General features: G+C 61.6%; 21 protein-coding genes. 13 read left to right on the top strand and 8 right to left on the bottom strand.

Annotation, left to right across the window (positions count from 1 at the left end; genetic code table 11):
• Positions 1-11 precede the first annotated feature (11 nt).
• Together NR126_RS19990 and NR126_RS19985 are read right to left on the bottom strand one after the other, a co-directional pair.
• The gene (locus NR126_RS19990; RefSeq protein WP_256830927.1) at positions 12-1,178 is read right to left on the bottom strand and encodes an MFS transporter; all 1,167 of its coding nucleotides are present in this window, start codon (positions 1,176-1,178) and stop codon (positions 12-14) included.
• Between the two features lie 22 nt (positions 1,179-1,200).
• A complete protein-coding gene (locus NR126_RS19985; RefSeq protein WP_105755650.1) occupies positions 1,201-1,506 on the bottom strand; it encodes a helix-turn-helix transcriptional regulator in 306 nt (101 codons plus the stop codon).
• Between the two features lie 154 nt (positions 1,507-1,660).
• Between NR126_RS19985 and NR126_RS19980 the strand changes: the two genes are divergently transcribed.
• The gene (locus NR126_RS19980) at positions 1,661-2,239 is read left to right on the top strand and encodes an ACP phosphodiesterase (protein WP_256830926.1); all 579 of its coding nucleotides are present in this window, start codon (positions 1,661-1,663) and stop codon (positions 2,237-2,239) included.
• Here NR126_RS19980 and NR126_RS19975 read toward each other — a convergent pair whose 3' ends face one another.
• Together NR126_RS19975 and olsB are read right to left on the bottom strand one after the other, a co-directional pair.
• Positions 2,240-3,034: a lysophospholipid acyltransferase family protein gene (locus tag NR126_RS19975; protein WP_027621185.1), complete on the bottom strand. Its 795-nt coding sequence runs from the start codon at positions 3,032-3,034 to the stop codon at positions 2,240-2,242.
• Complete coding sequence (gene olsB / locus NR126_RS19970; RefSeq protein WP_027621186.1) at positions 3,034-3,789, bottom strand: L-ornithine N(alpha)-acyltransferase; 756 nt, start codon at positions 3,787-3,789, stop codon at positions 3,034-3,036. Before olsB ends, NR126_RS19975 begins: the two co-directional genes overlap by 1 nt.
• Before the next feature lie 140 nt (positions 3,790-3,929).
• Between olsB and NR126_RS19965 the strand changes: the two genes are divergently transcribed.
• The 5 genes from NR126_RS19965 (at position 3,930) to NR126_RS19945 (ending at position 8,101) form a co-directional block, all read left to right on the top strand.
• Positions 3,930-4,808, top strand: coding sequence for an acyl-CoA dehydrogenase (locus NR126_RS19965; RefSeq protein WP_105755648.1), 879 nt, complete (start codon positions 3,930-3,932; stop codon positions 4,806-4,808).
• Positions 4,809-4,862: 54 nt separating this feature from the next.
• Complete coding sequence (locus tag NR126_RS19960; protein WP_256830925.1) at positions 4,863-5,957, top strand: serine hydrolase; 1,095 nt, start codon at positions 4,863-4,865, stop codon at positions 5,955-5,957.
• Positions 5,954-6,283, top strand: coding sequence for an amidase (locus NR126_RS19955; protein WP_256830924.1), 330 nt, complete (start codon positions 5,954-5,956; stop codon positions 6,281-6,283). The genes NR126_RS19960 and NR126_RS19955 overlap by 4 nt, the downstream gene beginning before the upstream one ends.
• Before the next feature lie 68 nt (positions 6,284-6,351).
• The gene (locus NR126_RS19950; protein WP_027621190.1) at positions 6,352-6,942 is read left to right on the top strand and encodes a YceI family protein; all 591 of its coding nucleotides are present in this window, start codon (positions 6,352-6,354) and stop codon (positions 6,940-6,942) included.
• 1 nt (position 6,943) lies between these two features.
• Positions 6,944-8,101 carry a phosphatidylserine/phosphatidylglycerophosphate/cardiolipin synthase family protein gene (locus NR126_RS19945; RefSeq protein WP_027621191.1) on the top strand — a complete coding sequence of 386 codons (1,158 nt, stop codon included), beginning with the start codon at positions 6,944-6,946 and terminating at the stop codon, positions 8,099-8,101.
• Between the two features lie 90 nt (positions 8,102-8,191).
• Here NR126_RS19945 and bglX read toward each other — a convergent pair whose 3' ends face one another.
• On the bottom strand, positions 8,192-10,483 hold the full coding sequence (gene bglX, locus NR126_RS19940; protein ID WP_256830922.1) for a beta-glucosidase BglX: 2,292 nt from the start codon (positions 10,481-10,483) through the stop codon (positions 8,192-8,194).
• Positions 10,484-10,724: 241 nt separating this feature from the next.
• On the opposite strand from bglX, the gene NR126_RS19935 reads away from it, so the two are divergent.
• The 4 genes from NR126_RS19935 to NR126_RS19920 all read left to right on the top strand — a co-directional run bounded on the left by NR126_RS19935 (position 10,725) and on the right by NR126_RS19920 (position 14,141).
• On the top strand, positions 10,725-11,333 hold the full coding sequence (locus tag NR126_RS19935; RefSeq protein WP_256830921.1) for a LemA family protein: 609 nt from the start codon (positions 10,725-10,727) through the stop codon (positions 11,331-11,333).
• Between the two features lie 62 nt (positions 11,334-11,395).
• Positions 11,396-12,154 (top strand): YgcG family protein, encoded by a 759-nt coding sequence (locus NR126_RS19930; protein ID WP_027621194.1) that lies wholly within the window; start codon positions 11,396-11,398, stop codon positions 12,152-12,154.
• A gap of 28 nt (positions 12,155-12,182) precedes the next feature.
• Positions 12,183-12,800, top strand: coding sequence for a TPM domain-containing protein (locus NR126_RS19925; RefSeq protein WP_027621195.1), 618 nt, complete (start codon positions 12,183-12,185; stop codon positions 12,798-12,800).
• Positions 12,801-12,923: 123 nt separating this feature from the next.
• Positions 12,924-14,141: an SAM-dependent methyltransferase gene (locus NR126_RS19920; protein ID WP_027621196.1), complete on the top strand. Its 1,218-nt coding sequence runs from the start codon at positions 12,924-12,926 to the stop codon at positions 14,139-14,141.
• Here the strand turns inward: NR126_RS19920 and NR126_RS19915 are convergent.
• Positions 14,138-15,028: a DMT family transporter gene (locus NR126_RS19915; protein WP_256830916.1), complete on the bottom strand. Its 891-nt coding sequence runs from the start codon at positions 15,026-15,028 to the stop codon at positions 14,138-14,140. The genes NR126_RS19920 and NR126_RS19915 overlap by 4 nt on opposite strands.
• A 203-nt stretch (positions 15,029-15,231) precedes the next feature.
• Between NR126_RS19915 and NR126_RS19910 the strand changes: the two genes are divergently transcribed.
• The 3 genes from NR126_RS19910 (at position 15,232) to NR126_RS19900 (ending at position 16,688) form a co-directional block, all read left to right on the top strand.
• Complete coding sequence (locus NR126_RS19910; RefSeq protein WP_027621198.1) at positions 15,232-15,813, top strand: DJ-1/PfpI family protein; 582 nt, start codon at positions 15,232-15,234, stop codon at positions 15,811-15,813.
• 14 nt (positions 15,814-15,827) lie between these two features.
• On the top strand, positions 15,828-16,133 hold the full coding sequence (locus tag NR126_RS19905; RefSeq protein ID WP_027621199.1) for a ribbon-helix-helix domain-containing protein: 306 nt from the start codon (positions 15,828-15,830) through the stop codon (positions 16,131-16,133).
• A 210-nt stretch (positions 16,134-16,343) separates the two neighbouring features.
• Complete coding sequence (locus NR126_RS19900) at positions 16,344-16,688, top strand: YegP family protein (RefSeq protein WP_027621200.1); 345 nt, start codon at positions 16,344-16,346, stop codon at positions 16,686-16,688.
• Positions 16,689-16,698: 10 nt separating this feature from the next.
• On the opposite strand, the gene NR126_RS19895 is transcribed toward NR126_RS19900, so the two are convergent.
• Together NR126_RS19895 and NR126_RS19890 are read right to left on the bottom strand one after the other, a co-directional pair.
• The gene (locus NR126_RS19895; protein ID WP_027621201.1) at positions 16,699-17,586 is read right to left on the bottom strand and encodes a dihydrodipicolinate synthase family protein; all 888 of its coding nucleotides are present in this window, start codon (positions 17,584-17,586) and stop codon (positions 16,699-16,701) included.
• Between the two features lie 30 nt (positions 17,587-17,616).
• A complete protein-coding gene (locus NR126_RS19890) occupies positions 17,617-18,399 on the bottom strand; it encodes an aldolase (protein WP_256830915.1) in 783 nt (260 codons plus the stop codon).
• Positions 18,400-18,513: the final 114 nt, after the last annotated feature.

Genomic DNA, 18,513 nt, shown 5'->3' with positions numbered 1-18,513 from the left:
TCGTAGTGGGATCAGTTAGTCGCAGGAGCCAGTTCGGGGTCACCGCTCTGGCGAAAGGTAATCAGGGTGACCAGCAAGGCCAGTACCGCCAGTGCCGCCGCCGCGAGGGGCACGCTGGTCAGGCCGAAGCCGTGGGCGATGACGCTGCCGCCAACCCAGGCGCCAAGGGCGTTTCCGACGTTGAAGGCGCCGATATTCAGGGTCGACACCAGGTTTGGTGCCGCCTTGCCATAGGTCACCACGTTGATTTGCAGCGCCGGTACGGCGGCGAACGATGCGGTGGCCCAGAGGAACAGGGTGATTTCGGTGGGAATCAGCGCAACGCTGGTCCAGGTCAGGACGGTGGAGACCACGGCGATGGAAATGAACACGCCGATCAAGGTCGCGCTCAGGCGTTTGTCCGCCAGCTTGCCGCCGATGATGTTGCCCAGGGTCAGACCCAGACCGATCAACAGCAGGGTCCAGGTCACGCCTTTGGGCGAGACGCCAGTGACGTCGCCAAGCAGCGGTGCGACGTAGGTAAAGAGGGTGAACATCGAGGCGGCGAACAGCGCGGTCATGCTCAGCGACAGCCAGATCCCGGCGCCCTTGAGCGCACGCAGTTCGGCGCGCATGTCGAGTTTTTCTTCGTCACGCTTGGCCGGCAGGAAGCGAATCAGGCCGATCAGCGCGATCACGCCAATCACCGTCACCGCCCAGAAGGTCGAGCGCCATCCGGCTTCCTGGCCGAGCGCGGTGCCCAGCGGAACCCCCAGTACGTTGGCCAGGGTCAGGCCGGTGAACATCAGGGCCACGGCCGAGGCACGCTTGTTGGCCGGTACCAGGCCCGCTGCCACCACTGAACCGATGCCGAAGAACGCACCGTGGCAGAGGGCGGTGACCACGCGGGCAAACATCAGCACGTTGTAGTCGCTGGCCAGGGCACAGAGCAGGTTGCCGACGATGAAAATGCCCATCAACGCTACCAGTGCCGCCTTGCGTGGCAATTTGGCGGTGGCCAGTGCCATGAACGGCGCACCGATGGCCACGCCCAGGGCATAACCGGTGACCAGCCAGCCGGCGCCGGGGATCGACACGCCGAGGTCGGCCGCCACATCGGGCAGCAAGCCCATGATGACGAACTCAGTGGTGCCGATGGCGAAGGCGCTCAAGGCCAGGATGAGGAGCGAGAGGGGCATGCTGGAGGTCCTTTGTGAGCTCCTAGAGCTCTTTACCTAGGGTGTCGAGGAAGGCCTGGATGGTTTCCTCGTTACGTTTGTAGAAATGCCATTGGCCGACTTTCTGGCTGCGGATCAGGCCTGCGCGGTGCAGGGTTGCCAGGTGGGCGGAAACGGTTGACTGCGACAGGCCGCAGCGTTGGTCGATTTGCCCGCAGCACACACCGAAGTCGGTGCTGTGTTCCTGATCGGGAAACTCGGTGGCCGGGTCTTTCAACCAGTTGAGAATGTCTCGCCGTACTGGGTGTGCCAGGGCTTTTATTATTTCGTCGAGGTCGATGCTGGACATGGCGGTGCTCGGGTTGGGTAAAACGTTATATCGCGATGAAGCGAACTTTAAATCGGTATTTCGCGATATACCAATATGATTTTGATCTGATATCAGCATAAATCGGTATATCGAGTTATAACGATATGAGGGGCGCGGTGCTAAGCTGTGCGCCATGAACTATCTCGCACATCTTCACCTCGGTGGCCAGCGTCCCGGTCAATTGCTCGGCAGTTTGTATGGCGACTTCGTCAAGGGGCGTCTGCAAGGGCAGTTCAGCGCCGAGATCGAAAACGCCATCGCCCTGCACCGACAAATCGATGTCTTCACCGACCGCCATGCCGTGGTCGATGTGGCGTTGTCCCGCTTCAGCCAGACTCGACGGCGCTACGCCGGTATCGTCCTCGACGTATTCTTCGACCATTGCCTGGCCCGGGATTGGGCGCAGTACGCCGACTCCTCATTGACGCACTTCACCGCAGGCGTGTACCGGGTACTGGCCGCCGAACCGCAATTGCCGGGGCGGCTGGCGCAGATCGCGCCGTACATGGCGGCGGATGACTGGTTGGGTTCGTACCGCGAGTTTGCGGTGCTGGAGCAGGTGTTGCGGGGCATATCACGGCGGCTGTCTCAGCCACAGGAACTGGCCGCCGCGATGCTGGAGCTGGAGCGTTTGTATGAGCCTCTGAGCGAGGACTTCCGTCTGTTCTATCCGCAACTCCAGGCGTTTGCCGGACAGCGTTTAGACCCCTGATCAGGCCGCAATCAACTCCCCACCTCGACGTGGTTGCGCCGGTTGCGTGACGTCGCCAAACAACGCCTGGTGTATGGCCTGTTGCGCGGCAAAGGCCAGGGCGGCCCGTTCCTGGCCCTGACAGGCGATAGGTTTCAGCAGGTGGATGTGCACCTCACCCAGGTCGTTGGCGAACAGACGCATCAGGTGCGACAGCAGATCGTCATCGCCAATGAACGGCGCCAGCGTATCGGGCTGACCGTTTCGCAGATAGCGAATGGCCACGGGTTGCAGGGCGACGTCCGCGTCAATCGCAGCCGACAGCAGGCGACCATGGAAGGTGCGCAGCGAACGGCCGTCGGTGGTGGTGCCCTCGGGGAACATCAACAGCGGGTGCTGTTGCTGCAAGTGCCGGCCCATCTGTTTGCGAATCAGTTGGCTGTCGCCTGCCCCCCGACGGATGAACAGGCTACCCGCCTTGGCCGCCAGCCAGCCGGCAACCGGCCAAGTACGCACTTCGGCCTTGGACAGGAACGACATGGGGGCCAACATGCCCAGCAGAGGAATGTCGGTCCAGGACACATGATTGCTGACCCACAGCATCGGCTGGCGCGGCAGTTCGCCTTGAACGGTCACGCGAAAGGGCAGCGCATTGCTCAAACGACCCATGAAAAACCGCGACCAGCGTTGCCGGCGGACCATCGAGTTGGCCAGGCCCAGGCGCTCGAACAGGCCGAACAGACAAGCCATACTCAAGCCCAGCGCCACCACCAGCAAGACCCGCGCAATCCGTCCGTACACCCGCAACCGGCTCATTACACGGCCGCCTTGAAGTGTTTGGCGTAACGCGGGCAGAGCTCATCGCGCTTCAGCAGGATGAATACGTCGGCCACCTGGAAATCTTCATCCCAGCATGGCTCGCCGCAAATCTTTGCGCCCAGGCGCATGTACGCCTTGAGCAGCGGCGGCATTTCGGCGATCACGTTGGACGGGATGTCGAGGCTGGGCAGCGGTTTTTTCGGTTCGGCCCGCAGGTGTTCGGTGCACAGGTAACGCTCGCGCAGGCGCTGCATGATGGCGTGGGCCTGGACTCCGCCGTCCTGCATCGGAATGCTCGCGCAGCCCATCAGGTAGCTGTAGCGGCCTTGATTGAGGACTTCCGCCAATTCGCCCCAGAGCACGGCGATGGTGCCACCGTTGCGATACGCCGGATCGACGCAGGTACGGCCCAGTTCAAGGATCGGGCCCTGCAAATGCTTGAGGCCGTGCAGGCTGAACTCCTCTTCACTGTAGAAACGCCCCAGGCTGCTGGCCGCGGTGTGGTCGAGCAGGCGAGTGGTGGCCACCAGGCGACCGGTGTTCAGGTCACGTACACCGATGTGGCTGCAATGAACATCGTAGTCATCCATGTCCAGACCCAGTTCTGCGCCTTTGAGCTTGGCATCGAACTCCGCGCTGAAGACGTTGAAGCGCAAAGCCTGGGCCTCTTGCAAGGCCTCGGCGCCGATCAGGCGTTCGGCTTGCAGACGGCGTTCAGTGCCGGTGTCACGGATGCGGGCGATCTGGGTCATGACGAATCTCCGTACGCGCTGCTCACCCCACGCGGGTTGCAGTCGATCGACTTTGTTGTGCAAAGTCAGGCTATGGAGCCCCGGTGTCATGACTATGACGTTTGGGTGATGCTTGTATGACAGCCATTGAGGACCCGTCTATGCCTTGGCAAGCCCTGTTGAACTGCAATACTCGATTGGCCGCGACCCCGGATCTGGCGGAGGGTTACGCGATTTTGCTGGAGCAATTGGGCGCCGTGACGCCTTTCGAATTGGCAGTGCGCGGCGGGCGCATGATGGCGACGCCGGGCTGGGCTTTCCTGGTGGGCTATCAGGCGGCATTGCGCATGTTATGGCCCAGCGCACCGCTCAGCCTGGGCGCGTTATGTGCGACCGAACAGCGCAGCCTGCGTCCGGCAGACCTGCAGACTCGCCTCAGCGATCTGCGCTTGAGTGGACGCAAGGATTTCGTCACCGCCGGCGATGCGGCGGATTGGCTGTTGATTGCCGCGCGTAGCGAGGAAGAAGGCGAGTCGCCGCGCCTGAGTCTGGCCGTGGTGTATCCCGGAGAACCTGGTGTGCGCCTGGAAAAGCTGGCGCCTCTACCGTTGATGCCGGACATCAGTCACGGGCGGGTGTTCCTCGAGGGCGCGCTGTGTGAGCTGCTCGCCGGCGACGGCTGGGATGCCTACGTCAAACCGTTCCGAACTCTGGAAGACATCTACGTACTCAGCGCCATGAGCGCCTGGCTGTATGGCGTTGGTCAGGACTATGGCTGGCCGCAAGCGTTGCAATTGCAGTTGCTGGCGCTGTTGGCCGGTTGCGCAGAAGTCAGTCGACAGCCGCCCAACAGCAGTGCCGGGCATGTGGTGCTGGCAGGCTTGTTTGCCCAGTTCGACAGCTTGAAAGTGGCGATCGATCAAGCCTTTGCCGCAGGCTCGCCGGAGTGGGCAGCGTTGTGGCAGCGCGACCAGGCGGTGTTGCAACTGGCGGCGGGCGCTCGGGCCAAGCGCCTGGCCAAGGCGTTGACGTCGCGCTAGAACTGTCATTGATATCGACTAGGCTCAGCAGGTTTATTTCCATGAGTTCGCGCCATGCTCAAAGGTTTGTCCCTGCTGGTCATGCTGCTGGTCAGCGTTACTGTTCGTGCTGAAAACTGGCCCGCCGAACACTGGGCGCAAGGGCCTGTCGTCAGCGGCCCGGCACTGCAGGCGCTGGAGGACTATGCCTTTGTCCCCCGTGACGAGGTAGGCCGCAGGGGTATCCGCACCGATGCCTTGCTGGTGATTCGCGATGGTCAGCTGATCTACGAGCGTTATGCCGGTGGCACCAGCGCCGACACCCCGCACCTGACCTGGTCGGTCAGCAAGAGTGTGATGGCAGCGGTATTGGGGGTGGCCTATGGCGAAGGCCGGTTCAGCCTGGAGGATCCGGCAGCGAAGTATTACCCAGCGCTGCAGAGCCATCCTGACATCCGCATCGCCGACCTGCTGCACTGGGCCTCGGGCCTGGATTGGCAGGAGGACTATGAATATGCGCCGCTGAACTCTTCGGTGGTCGCCATGCTGTACACCCGCGGACATGCCGACATGGCGCAATTCACTGCCGAACATCAGCGCCACGCCGATGCCGGCCAGCAGTTTCGCTACTCCAGCGGCGACAGCAACCTGCTGGCGGCCGCGCTGAAAAACCTGCTCGAGCCGCAGCAGTATGCGGATTATCCGTGGCGCGCCTTGTTCGACCCCGTGGGGATTCGCAGCGCCGTGTGGGAAACCGATGCCGCGGGCACCTTCGTCGCTTCCTCGTATGCCTACATGACGGCCCGCGACCTGGCGCGCATCGGCTTGTTGATGCAGCGCAACGGCCGCTGGCACCAGCGTCAGTTGTTGCCGGTCGATTGGGTCGCCTTCAATCTGCAGCCCTTCGAGCGTTACCAGGCCAATCAGGATGCGGCCGTGCCGGGCGGCCATTGGTGGCTCAATCGTCCGTTGGACGGTGCGCCGAGCCCCTGGCCGGACGCGCCGGCCGACACCTTTGCTGCCCTCGGCCATTGGGGGCAGGCGTTGTACGTGTTGCCCAGCGCGAACCTGGTGATCGTGCGTTATGGCGATGACCGTGACGGCAGTTACCGCCACAACGAATTGCTCAAGCGGGCGCTGGCGGCCTTCACTCCGCAGGTGCAGCCATGAAGTCGCGCAATTTTGTTCGACGCCGGCCGTTGCTCACGCTGTTTTTAGTGTTGCTCGCGTTAGTGCTGGGTTGGGGCTGGCAGCAGCGCGTAGCCCTGGCGGCTTTTCCGGACATCCTCAGCGCCTACACGGCCAAGGAATATTGCTCGTGTCGCTACGTTGTCGGGCAGTCGCAGGCGTACTGCCAGGGTTACGTGAAGCAGTACCTGCCGCTCAGTGGATTAGTCGATGATACCGAGCAAAAGCGTGTCACTGCCAGCGGTCTGGGGCGCAGTAATACCGCTGCCTGGATCGGTAGTCGCCAAGGTTGTCGCCTGCTTCCGTGATCTGACAGTTTGCAATCAGTACAGGGCCGGTTAAGGTTCGTTCAGGTTTATCGGCCCCATGAGTTTCCATGTTCAATCGCTCACTCTGCAAAACGCTCGCATTCCTGCTGCTGGCGGGCTCCGCCGCTTCGGCCAACGCCAACTGGTACCTCGACGGCGAGTCTTCTCGGCTGTCATTTATTTCCACAAAAAACACCAATATCTCCGAAGTTCAGCGATTTTTGGTCCTGCACGGCAAGGTTGATCCGAAAGGCCTGGCGCAGGTCCAGGTCGAACTGGAGTCGGTCAACAGTGGCGTGCCGCTGCGGGATGAGCGCATGCGCAAGGAGCTTTTCGAGATTCAGACCTTCCCCGAAGCGCTGATCACGACGCAAATCGATCTGCGACCGATCAATGACCTCGCTCCGGGCGCGCAACTGGAACTGCGCCTGCCATTGACTGTTGACCTGCATGGCAAGCAGCACACGTACAACGCCGAGTTGCTGGCGACCCGGCTCGACGACCGACGTTTCCAGGTGGTGACCCTGGAGCCGCTGGTGATCAACGCCGAGGATTTCGACCTGGCGCCGGGCCTGGAGCGCCTGCGCAAACTCGCCGACTTGTCGGCGATCAGCCTGTCAGTGCCGGTGGGTGCGGTACTGATTTTCACGGCGCGCTGAGATGAAGGGCGCCGTGTTCCCATGGCGTGACGGCAATCACTTTGAGTTGCTGATCGACGGCCCGCAGTTTTTTCCACGAATGCTGGCGGCGATTGCCGACGCTCAAGAGCAGGTCGAACTGGAGCTGTATCTGGTGGAGGCGGGCGCCTGCGCCGAAGCCATGGTGCGCACGCTGGTGGAGGCCGCCGAGCGTGGCGTACGGGTGCGTTGCCTGTTCGATGACTATGGCAGCCTGGCGTTTACCCTGAGTTTGCGTCGCCGGTTGACCGAGGCCGGGGTCGAGTTGCGCTTCTACAATCGCCTGAGCTGGCGGCGCTGGGTGCGCAACTTTTACCGCGACCACCGCAAGCTGCTGTTGGTCGACCAGACGCTGGCGGTGGTGGGCGGCACCGGCGTCACCGATGAGTTCTGGACCCCGGGCCATGAGGTCAGCGAGTGGCATGAGGTGATGGTGCAAATCAGCGGTCCGTTGGTGCTCGACTGGCAATTGCTGTTCGATCGCCAATGGATTGCCAACCGCTATCGCCGCGCCTGGAAACCGGCTGCGCATTTTGGTTTGCCGCGTCTGCCGAGGGTTCCGCCAACGGGTGAGGGCATGGGCCGGGTGGCTTACGCCGATGCCGCGCAACACCGGGATATCCTGCAGTCGTTGTTTCGCGCCCTCAACAGTGGCCAACGGCGCATCTGGCTGGCCACGCCGTATTTTCTGCCGACCTGGAAAATCCGTCGTTCACTGCGTAAGGCCGCCGCACGGGGCATCGATGTCCGCCTGTTGTTGACCGGCCCGCGTACCGATCATCCTTCCGTGCGCTATGCCGGGCATCGCTATTTCCCCAGGCTGCTCAAAGCCGGGGTGAAGATTTTCGAGTACCAGCCGTGTTTCCTGCACCTGAAAATGGTGCTGGTGGATGACTGGGTCAGCATCGGCTCGTGCAATTTCGATCACTGGAATCTGCGCTTCAACCTAGAAGCGAATCTGGAGGCCATCGACAGCGAATTGACCCACGCGGTGGCGAGCAGTTTCGAGCGCGATTTTGCCTTGAGCCAGCAGGTCAGCCTCGAAGCCTGGCGCCACCGGCCACTGTGGCGGCGGGTCCAGCAACGGGTGTGGGGATGGGTGGATCGGGTGGTGGTGAATCTGCTGGATCGGCGTGGTTAATCAGACCGCGTCGTCTGGTTTGCCGCTTTCGTCCCTGTAGGAGCTGGCAAGCCAGCTCCTACAGGTGATTGAGATGACGCGGTTCAGCCGTTAAAGCAACTCAAAGCTCTGCTGCGTCACGTCCTCTGAATCGAGGCCGATCTGCACGTTGAACTTGCCAGGTTCGGCAGCGTACTTGAGCTGGGCGTTGTAGAACTTCAGGTCGTCCTCGCTGATGCTGAAGTGAATGACCTTCTGTTCGCCGGCCTTGAGCGACACCTTCTGGAAGTTCTTCAGCTCCTTGATCGGGCGGATCATCGAGCCGGTTTCGTCCTGGATATACAGCTGAACCACGGTTTCGCCGTCACGCTTGCCAGTGTTCTTCAGGGTCACGCTGGCGTCGATCTTGCCGCTCTTGTTCAAGGTGGTCGACGACAGGGCCATGTCCGACAGAGCGAATTGGGTGTAGCTCAGGCCGTAGCCAAATGGATATAGAGGGCCGGTGGTGTCATCGAAGTACTGCGAGGTGTAGTTGCCTGGCTTGCCCGGGGTGAACGGACGGCCGATGGTCAGGTGGTTGTAGTAGGTCGGAATCTGTCCCACCGAACGCGGGAAGCTGATGGGCAGCTTGCCGGACGGGTTGTAGTCGCCGAACAGCACATCGGCGATGGCATTGCCGCCTTCGGTGCCGCTGAACCAGGTTTCAAGGATGGCGTCGGCCTGTTGGCTTTCTTCGAGGATCGTCAGCGGCCGGCCGTTCATCAGCACCAGCACCAGCGGCTTACCGGTGGCCTTGAGGGCCTTGATCAGCTCGCGCTGGTTGGCTGGCAGGTTCAGATCGGTGCGGCTCGACGATTCGTGGGACATGCCGCGCGACTCGCCAACCGCCGCCACGATCACGTCGGCCTGTTGTGCCGCTTTCACCGCTTCATCGATCAGAACCTGCGCCGGGCGTGGATCATCGACCACTTCCGGTGCATCGAAGTTGAGGAAGTTCAGGTAGTCGACGACTTTCTTGTCCGAGGTGATGTTGGCACCCCGGGCATAACTGAGCTTGGCTTGATCACCCAGGGCACGGGTCATGCCGTCGAACAGGGTGACCGATTGCGCGGGTTTGCCGGCGGCGGCCCAACTGCCCATCATGTCGATCGGCGCCTTGGCCAGCGGGCCGACCAGGACGATTTTGGCGGTTTTGCGCAGCGGCAGGGTGTCGTTGCTGTTTTTCAGCAGGACCTGGCTGCGTCGCGCCACGTCACGGGCTTCGTCACGATGCAGGCGGCTTTCGGCGTAGGTGTCGGCCGGATCGTCCTCGGCCTTGCCGATGCGCAGGTAAGGGTCCTTGAACAGGCCCATGTCGTACTTCGCCGCGAGTACTTCACGCACCGCTGCGTCGATGTCGCTCTGCTGGATTTCCCCGGACTTGAGCAAGCCTGGCAGTTCCTTGCCGTACAGGGTGTCGTTCATGCTCATGGCGATACCGGCCTTGATCGCCAGCTTCGCTGCTTCGCGTCCATCGCGGGCCACACCGTGCTTGATCAGTTCGAAGATCGCGCCGTGGTCGCTGACGGCCAGGCCCTTGAAGCCCCATTCGTCGCGCAGCAGGTCCTTCATCAGCCAGGTGTTGGCGGTCGCCGGGATGCCGTTGATCGAGTTCAGCGCCACCATGACCCCGCCAGCGCCGGCTTCGATCGCCGCGTGGTACGGCGGCAGGTAGTCCTGGTACATCTTGACCGGGCTCATGTCGACGACGTTGTAGTCGCGCCCACCCTCGACCGCACCGTACAGGGCGAAGTGCTTGACGCTGGCCATGATGTTGTCGGCGCCGATCAGGCCCGTGCCCTGGTACGCCTTGACCATCACCCGGGCAATGCGCGACACCAGGTAGGTGTCCTCGCCGAAGCCTTCGGAGGTGCGGCCCCAGCGCGGATCGCGGGAGATGTCGACCATCGGTGCGAAAGTGATATCGAGGCTGTCGGCGGCGGCTTCTTTCGCGGCAGTGCGCCCGCTCAGGCCGATGGCGTCCATGTCCCAGCTGGATGCCAGGGCCAGGGGGATCGGGAAAATCGTGCGGTGGCCGTGGATCACGTCATAGGCGAAGAACATCGGGATCTTCAGCCGGCTGCGCATGGCCGCGTCCTGCATCGGCCGGTTTTCCGGGCGGGTGATCGAGTTGAAGGTGCCACCGATGTTGCCGGCGGCGATTTCCTTGCGGATCAGTTCCCGGGGCATTTCCGGGCCGATGCTGATCAGGCGCAGTTGGCCGATCTTTTCGTCCAGGGTCATCTGCTTCATCAGGTTGCCGATGAACGCATCCTTGTTCTCGAGGCCGGCAGGCGTGGTGCCAGCCCATACCGAGTGACTGGCCAGGCCGATGGCAAGGCCCAGCAAACACAACTTCTTCATGAATAGTTTTCTCAAAAGCCCACACAATGGTCATCGAGACGCATCGGCCAGCCAAAATTTAGGGAGCGACTATTGTTGTTCGGGTAAATGCAGCAAACTTTGCAACTCTTTATTCGCGCTGGGCATCTTTTAGCCGATTGGCTCGATGCAATCCAGTGGCGAGGGCAGATTAAGTCCCGGGTAGTCGATTGGGCGGGACACAGAGCCATTACCAAAGCACAGGGCAAGGGAGCACACGGACATGAATGTACAACAGCGCTATCGTTCGGCCTGGCAAATGACGGTTTTGCTGGTGCTGGGCTCGGTATTGGCCGGCTGCGGCATCAACACCATTCCGACCCTTGACGAGCAGGCCAAGGCAGCCTGGTCGCAGGTACAGAACCAGTATCAGCGGCGCGCCGACCTGATTCCCAATCTGGTGGAAACGGTCAAGGGCTATGCCCAGCACGAGCAGGACACCCTGACGGCGGTCATCGAGGCCCGAGCCAAGGCGACGTCGATCCAGGTTGACGCCAATACCCTCGACAACCCGGAAAAACTCAAGCAATTCCAGCAAGCCCAGGACCAGCTCAGCGGCGCACTCAGCCGTTTGATGGCGGTGTCCGAGCGTTACCCGGACCTCAAGGCCAACCAGAACTTCCTGGCCCTGCAATCGCAACTCGAAGGCACTGAAAATCGTATCGCCGTGGCGCGTCGCGATTTCATCCTCGCGGTACAGAAGTACAACACTGAAATTCGTACGTTCCCCGGCCGTCTGTGGCACACGGTGATGTACAGCAACTTGCCGTTGCGCGAAACCTTCGAGGCCACCAGCCCCGATGCCGACAAAGCGCCGCAAGTGAAGTTCTGAACCGGTCCGCAGCCCGGCAGTGACGCCGGGCTGCGCCTGGAGCGAATAGGGATGAGGTACTGATGCGCGTCTTTCGAATGAGCCTGGTGCTGGTGCTCTGGGTATTTGCCATCACCGCACAGGCCGAGCTGAAATTTCCGGCGCTGACCGGACGGGTGGTAGATAACGCCCAGATGATCGAGCCGGCGGTACGCGAGCAACTCGCCCAACAATTGCAGGCCCATGAGCAGACCACGGGCGAACAATTGGTGGTGGTCACTCTGGCCAACCTGCAAGGCACCAGCATTGAAGACTTCGGTTATCAATTGGGCCGCTATTGGGGGATCGGGCAGAAGGACAAGAACAACGGCGCGCTGTTGATCGTTGCGCGGGACGAGCGCAAGTTGCGGATCGAAGTCGGTTACGGCCTGGAAGACCGGCTGACCGATGCGCAAAGCTCGGTGATCATCAATCAGGTGATCACCCCGGCCTTCAAGGCCGGCAATTTCAGCAAGGGCATCAGCGACGGTGTGGCGGCGATGCTGGTGGTGCTGGGCGGTAATCCGCTAGATGAGCCGGCCACGGCTTATGGCGCCGGCGGCGACGATGCCAGCGATTTCGTCGGCCAGCATCCGGGGCTGTTCGTGTTTCTGGTGGTGCTGTTCATCCTGACGGTGTTTGTCTGCCAAATGCTCGGGATCTTGCCCAGTGGCGGTCGCGGAGGCGGCGGTGGCATGGGAGGGGGCGGTTTCGGCGGCGGAGGTTTTGGTGGCGGCTCTGGAGGTGGATTCGGCGGAGGAGGGGGCAGTTTCGGGGGCGGCGGATCGTCGGGCGGCTGGTGAAGACAACAATGAGTGAGCAAGTACAACCATGGCATTACTGAGCGAATACGAGCAGCGTCAGGTCGCCGAGGCGATCGCCCGGGTCGAGCGCGACACCGACGCTGAACTGGTCACCGTGCTGGCGGCACGGGCTGATGACTACACCTACATTCCCTTGCTCTGGGCCAGCCTGCTGGCGTTGATCGTGCCCGGCCTGGTGCACTACGTCTCGGGGTGGATGAACATGCACACGCTGCTGCTGGTGCAGTGGGTGAGTTTCATTGCCCTGTGCCTGATCTTCCGGATTCCGGCGCTTACCACGCGCCTGATCCCGCGGGCCGTGCGTCACTGGCGCGCCTCGAACCTGGCGCGTCGGCAGTTCCTCGAGCAAAACCTGCACCATACCGTTGGCAGTACCGGCCTGCTGATTTTCGTCTGCGAAGCCGAGCGCTACGTCGAGATTCTGGCGGACGAAGGCATTTCCCGGCATCTGGACAACCAACAATGGGAACCCATCGTCGCGGCCTTTACCCGGCAGGTGAGGCAGGGTCAAACGTTGCAGGGCTTCGTCAGTTGCATCGAGGCCTGTGGCGAGTTGCTCAAGGTGCATGTCCCCGTGACCCACGTGCGCAATGAGTTGCCCAATCGGCTGGTGGTGCTTGGCTGAGCAGAAAGGCCGATGGGCTGAAGGGGCAACGAGCCGGGATAAAAATAACTCCGTGCCCTCAAGCCCCATCCCCCCTAAAATAACGGCCATTCCCTGTTTTGCACCGCCCGAGGCGTTTTCTTCATGTCCGTTACCGCAACTCCCGCCAGCCTCACGCCCGATCACCACGGTCAATTCATCGAGCTCTTGAGCAGCAGCCTCGCGCAGCAGGCGTTCATCAAGCTGGTGCTGGCCAAGTACGTCGGCGACGAAGCGGACCTGCAACGCATCATCATCAAGCAACTGACGGTCAAGGAGCAGGCGTGCCTGTCTTTCGTCTATCGCTACAAGACTCGCGACATCACCAAGAACTTCCCGCTCGAAGAGGGCGTGGCGACGGTTGCCAGCTTGTTGCCGCAAGCGTTCAAGAACGCCCATCTGCTGTCGCTGACTGACGAGGTGCAGCTCGAGTACAGCAAGAAGGGCAAGAGCTCGCTGTTCAAGAGCAAGCCCCAGCAGCTGCGCGAAGTGCCCACTGGCGAACACAACCGTGAGAAAAACCGTTTCCTCGACCTGAACCGGCCGTTCCTCGTCGACTTGGGTGTGACCAATAAACAACACGAGCTGATTCCGGCGATGTCGCGCAAGTGGAAGCAGATCAACAAGTTCATCGAAGTCTTCAGCCATGCCTTGACCTCCTCGCCGCTGGCGCTGGACAAACCGGTGCAAGTGGCGGACTTCGGATCGGGCAAGGGCTATCTGACCTTTGCCATTCACGATTACCTGCGCAATACCTTGAAGGCCGAGGGCGTGGTGACGGGCGTCGAGCTGCGCGAGGACATGGTGACTTTGTGCAACGCCGCCGCCGGACGCCTCGAACATCCGGGCCTGGTATTCAAGTGCGGTGATGTACGCAGTGTGGCGCCCAGCGAGCTGGACGTGATGATTGCCCTGCATGCCTGTGACATCGCCACGGATTACGCGATCCACACTGGCATCCGTTCCGGGGCGTCGATCATCATGTGCTCGCCGTGCTGCCACAAACAGATTCGCCTGCAGATCCAGAGCCCGGCGTTGCTCAAGCCGATGCTGCAATACGGCCTGCACCTGGGGCAGCAGGCGGAGATGGTCACCGACAGCCTGCGCGCACTGTTCCTGGAAGCCTGTGGTTATGAGACCAAGGTGTTCGAGTTCATCTCCCTGGACCACACCAACAAGAACAAGATGATCCTGGCGGTCAAGCGCGCCGAGCCGGTGGATCCGGCCCAGCTGCTGGTTAAGATCGAAGAACTCAAGGCCTTCTATCAGATCAGTGAGCACTGCCTGGAAACCTTGCTGCGCGCCGACGGTCTGCTCGGCTAGGCCGTGGCGGGGCGCGCCGGCTGCACCGCCGTCTTGCGCCCCATGATCACCGTGACGATCACCCCGGCGGCAAACACCCAGGTGACCGGCTCGACGTGCTCACCGAAGAACAGGGCCGAAAACGCGATGGTGAAAAAAATCTGCAGCAATTGGATTTGACTGACCCGGGCGATGCCACCCATGGCCAGCCCGGCGTACCAGGCGAAGAAGCCGATGAACTGCGAGAACAGCGACACGTAACCGAAGGCCCACCAGGTTTTGCTCGAGATTGCGCCCTGATGCTGGGCGGCCAGGTACAGCACCGGGCCGATCAACAGCGGCGTCGACAGCACCAGCGCCCAGCAGATCACCTGCCAGCCGCCCATTTCTTTGGCCAGGCGTCCACCCTCGGCGTAGCCCAGGCCGCCGACGGCAATTGCTCCGAGCATCAGCAGATCGCCAGCCTGAGTGCTGCCTGCACCACTGATCAGCGCATAACCCAGGACCAGCGCACTGCCCAGCGCGGCGCAGGCCCAGAAGGCTTTCGATGGCCGTTCATGGGACAGCCACGCCGCATAGAGCGCGACACACAGGGGTTGCAAGCCGTTGACCAGGGCGCCATGGGAGGCCGGCAAGGTTTGCATGGCCCAGGCCGACAGCACCGGAAACCCGAGAATCACGCCAGCAATTACCAGGCTCAGGCCCTTGATCTGTTGCCAGGTCGGCCATTTCTCCCGACGCCACAGCAGCAGTGCCGCCGCCGGAATGGCCGCGAACAAGGCGCGGCCCAGGCCGTTGAGCAAGGGATGGAGTTCCTGCACCACGATGCGGGTGAAGGGCAGGGTCAGGCTGAAAATGATGACGCCGAGCAGGCCTAGAGCCATGCCGGTGTTTTCGCGCGAGGACATATCGGTAACCCGAGTCGAATAGGGCGGTAAGTGTCGCCATCTAGCCACAAACCCAAGGTCAGACGCTGTTACAGCTAGGCACAGAGTTATCCGTACAGTTTGAGCGACGGGTCGGCGTAGTAGCGGGTTGTTACCCCGCCGCGTGGATTCGGACTACCTTGAATACTCTTCCTGCCCATGTATTACCCAGAGGAGTCCTGCCCATGGCTGCGAAAAAGATCTTGATGCTGGTTGGCGATTACGTCGAAGACTACGAAGTGATGGTGCCGTTCCAGGCTCTGCTGATGGTCGGTCACAGCGTGCACGCCGTGTGCCCGGATAAAACCGCCGGGCAGACCGTACGCACCGCGATCCACGACTTCGAGGGCGATCAGACCTACAGCGAAAAGCCCGGTCACCTGTTCGCCCTGAACTTCGACTTCGCCAAGGTCGATGCCGCCGATTACGACGCTTTGCTGGTGCCAGGCGGGCGTGCGCCGGAGTACCTGCGGCTGAATGAAAAAGTCCTGCAACTGGTGCAAGCCTTCGACAAGGCCGGCAAGCCGATTGCGGCGGTCTGTCACGGCGCGCAACTGCTGGCGGCGGCGGGCATTCTCGAGGGCCGTGAATGCAGCGCCTACCCGGCGTGTGCCCCGGAAGTACGCCTGGCGGGTGGCACCTTTATCGATATTCCCGTGACCGAGGGCCACGTCCAGGGCAATCTGGCCACCGCGCCGGCCTGGCCAGCGCACCCCAACTGGCTGGCCGGCTTCCTCGGCCTGCTGGGCACCAAAATCACTTTGTAAGCGGAGACCTGCGCATGTGCGAGCTGTATGTCAAAGCCGACCCGATCCTCTACGAGTCACGCTCGCGCTCGCTGCGTATCTGCGGGGTGGTGACCACGCTGCGCCTGGAGAACCAGTTCTGGGACATCCTCAGCGAAATCGCCGAGGTCGATGGCATGACCACCAACCAGCTGATTGCCAAGCTCTATGAAGAGGTAATGGATTATCGCGGCGAAGTGGTCAACTTCGCCTCGTTCCTGCGGGTCAGTTGCACCCGCTACCTGAGCCAGCGCAGGGCCGCGCCTGCCGAGTTGACGGTGGTGCATTCGGCGCGCAAATGAGTGTGAAGTGGCTAAATTGCTGGCGCGGGCTTTACTGAAGAGGCCGGGATTCCTAGAGCGCTGTCCCCTGTAGGAGCGAGCCTGCTCGCGAAAAACGTCAACGATAACGCGGACATCCTGAACGAATGCGGCGTGCTGAAGTTCTTCGCGAGCAGGCTCGCTCCTACAAGGGGGTGGCGTCGAATTCCTTTATCCATCAGGAGCAACCCCATGTCTGGATGGTACGAGTTGAGTAAAAGCAGCAACGGTCAATATCGCTTTGTACTGAAAGCCGCCAACGCCGAAACCATTCTCCACAGCGAGCTGTACACCACCCGGGCTGCGGCCGAGGGCGGTATTGCCTCGGTCCGCAGCAACAGTCCGTTGGAGGAGCGCTACGAGAGAAAGTCCACCAAAGACGGCCATCCGTACTTCAACCTCAAGGCCGCCAATCATCAAATCATCGGCAGCAGCGAGGCCTACTCTTCAGAGGCGGCCCTGGAAAAAGGCATCGCCAGCGTCAAGAGCAATGGCGCGACTTTGGTGGTCAAGGACAAGACACTGCCCGTCCTGTAACCAACCCGGGTCAGCGCAAGCTGTCGAGCAAGCCCTGCAGTTGGCTGCATCCGGCTTCACCAAGGGGGAATACTGGCAGTCGCGGGTCACCGGCTTCCAGGCCGGTCATGCGCAAGCCGGCCTTGATGGTTGCCGGCAATCCACCCTTGAGAATGAAATCGAGCAACGGCAACTGGCGGTAGAACAGCGTCCGCGCCTTGTCCAGGTCATTGGCCAGCACGGCCTGGTACAGCTCGCCATTGAGCTGCGGGATCAGGTTCGGTGCCGCCGTGCACCAGCCCGCGGCACCGGCGGCGAAGGCTTCCAGCGCCAGCGGATTGCAGCCGTTGTAGAACGGCACCCGGCCTTCGCCGAGCACTTGCAGCTTGTGCATGCGCTGGATGTCACCGGTGCTCTCCTTGACCATGGTCACGTTGTCCACGGCATTGAAAATCCGCAAGATCAGCTCCACGGACATGTCGGTGCCGCTGGTGGCGGGATTGTTGTAGAGCATGATCGGCACGCCAATGCTGGCGCCGATGGTCTGGTAGTGGGCGAGGATTTCCGCTTCGCTGAGCTTCCAGTAGGACGTCGGCAACACCATCACTGAGTCGGCGCCATGGGCCTCGGCAAAGCGCGCGCGGCGCACGGCCTTGGCGGTGGTCAGGTCGGAGACGCTGACGATGGTCGGTACACGTTTGTCGACATGGCGGATGCTGAATTCGCTGACCAGATCCCATTCCGCGTCGCTCAGGTAGGCGCCTTCGCCGGTGCTGCCTAGCGGAGCGATAGCGTGGACGCCGCCGTCGATCAGGCGATCGATGGAGCGGCCAAGGGCGTCCAGGTCGATGCCTTCGCCGCTCGCAGTGAACGGGGTGATGGTGTAGCCGATGATGCCGTGGATGTTCGGGTTGGACATATTATTTCTCCAGAAAGCCAGTCAGTGGGTTCAGTTCAGGCAATCGGCGTGTCGACGCAGAATTTGCCGGGCGTAGTAGTTGAACGCAGCGCCGTGGCGCTTGGGTCTGGAGATCCAGTCATGGGCTTCGCGTCCCAGGGCCGGGAGGATCGGTTTGATGTTGCCGGCTGACATGGCCAGCAACTGCAGTTTGGCCGCGCGCTCGATCAGTTGCGCGATCACGCAAGCCTCCTCGATGGTGCGCCCGGTCGACAGCTGGCCGTGGTGGGACAGCAGAATCGCCCGCTTGTCGCCCAGCGCGGCCGCGATGATTTCACCTTCTTCATTACCCACCGGCACCCCAGGCCAGGCCTGGAGAAAACCGCAGTCCTCGTACAGCGGACAGAGGTCCATGTGGGAAATTTCCAGCGGCACTTCCAGCATTGATAAGGCGGCGACGTGGGTCGGGTGGGTGTGGATGATGCAGTTCACATCCGGGCGGGCGCGGTACACCCAAGAGTGAAAGCGGTTGGCCGGGTTGGGCATGCCGTGACCCTCCAGCACTTCCAGGTCTTCATTGACCAGTAGCAGGTTGTTCGCGGTGATTTCATCGAAACCCAGGCCCAATTGCTGGGTGTAGTAGGTACCGGGTTGCGGGCCACGGGCCGTGATCTGTCCGGCGAGGCCGGAGTCGTGACCGTTTTCGAAGAGGGTGCGACAGGTCAGCGCCAGCTTTTGTCGATCGGTCCACGTATTATCCGCCAGGCTGCTTTGCATCTGCGTCAGCGCCTGCTTGATGAGTTGCTCTTTGGGTAGTGCTAATGTCTTGGCCATATCGGCTGTCCTATGCAGAAACCAGTGGACGTCGGATGTGGTTCTCCCGCTGCTCGCAAGGTCGCCGGGGTTGCACATGACACTTAAGAGGCTATATGACACGTTGTGTCATTG

The sequence above is a fragment of the Pseudomonas sp. Pse1 genome, assembly GCF_024519635.1.
GTDB lineage: Bacteria > Pseudomonadota > Gammaproteobacteria > Pseudomonadales > Pseudomonadaceae > Aquipseudomonas.
This window is presented reverse-complemented; position numbering and strand designations above follow the sequence as displayed.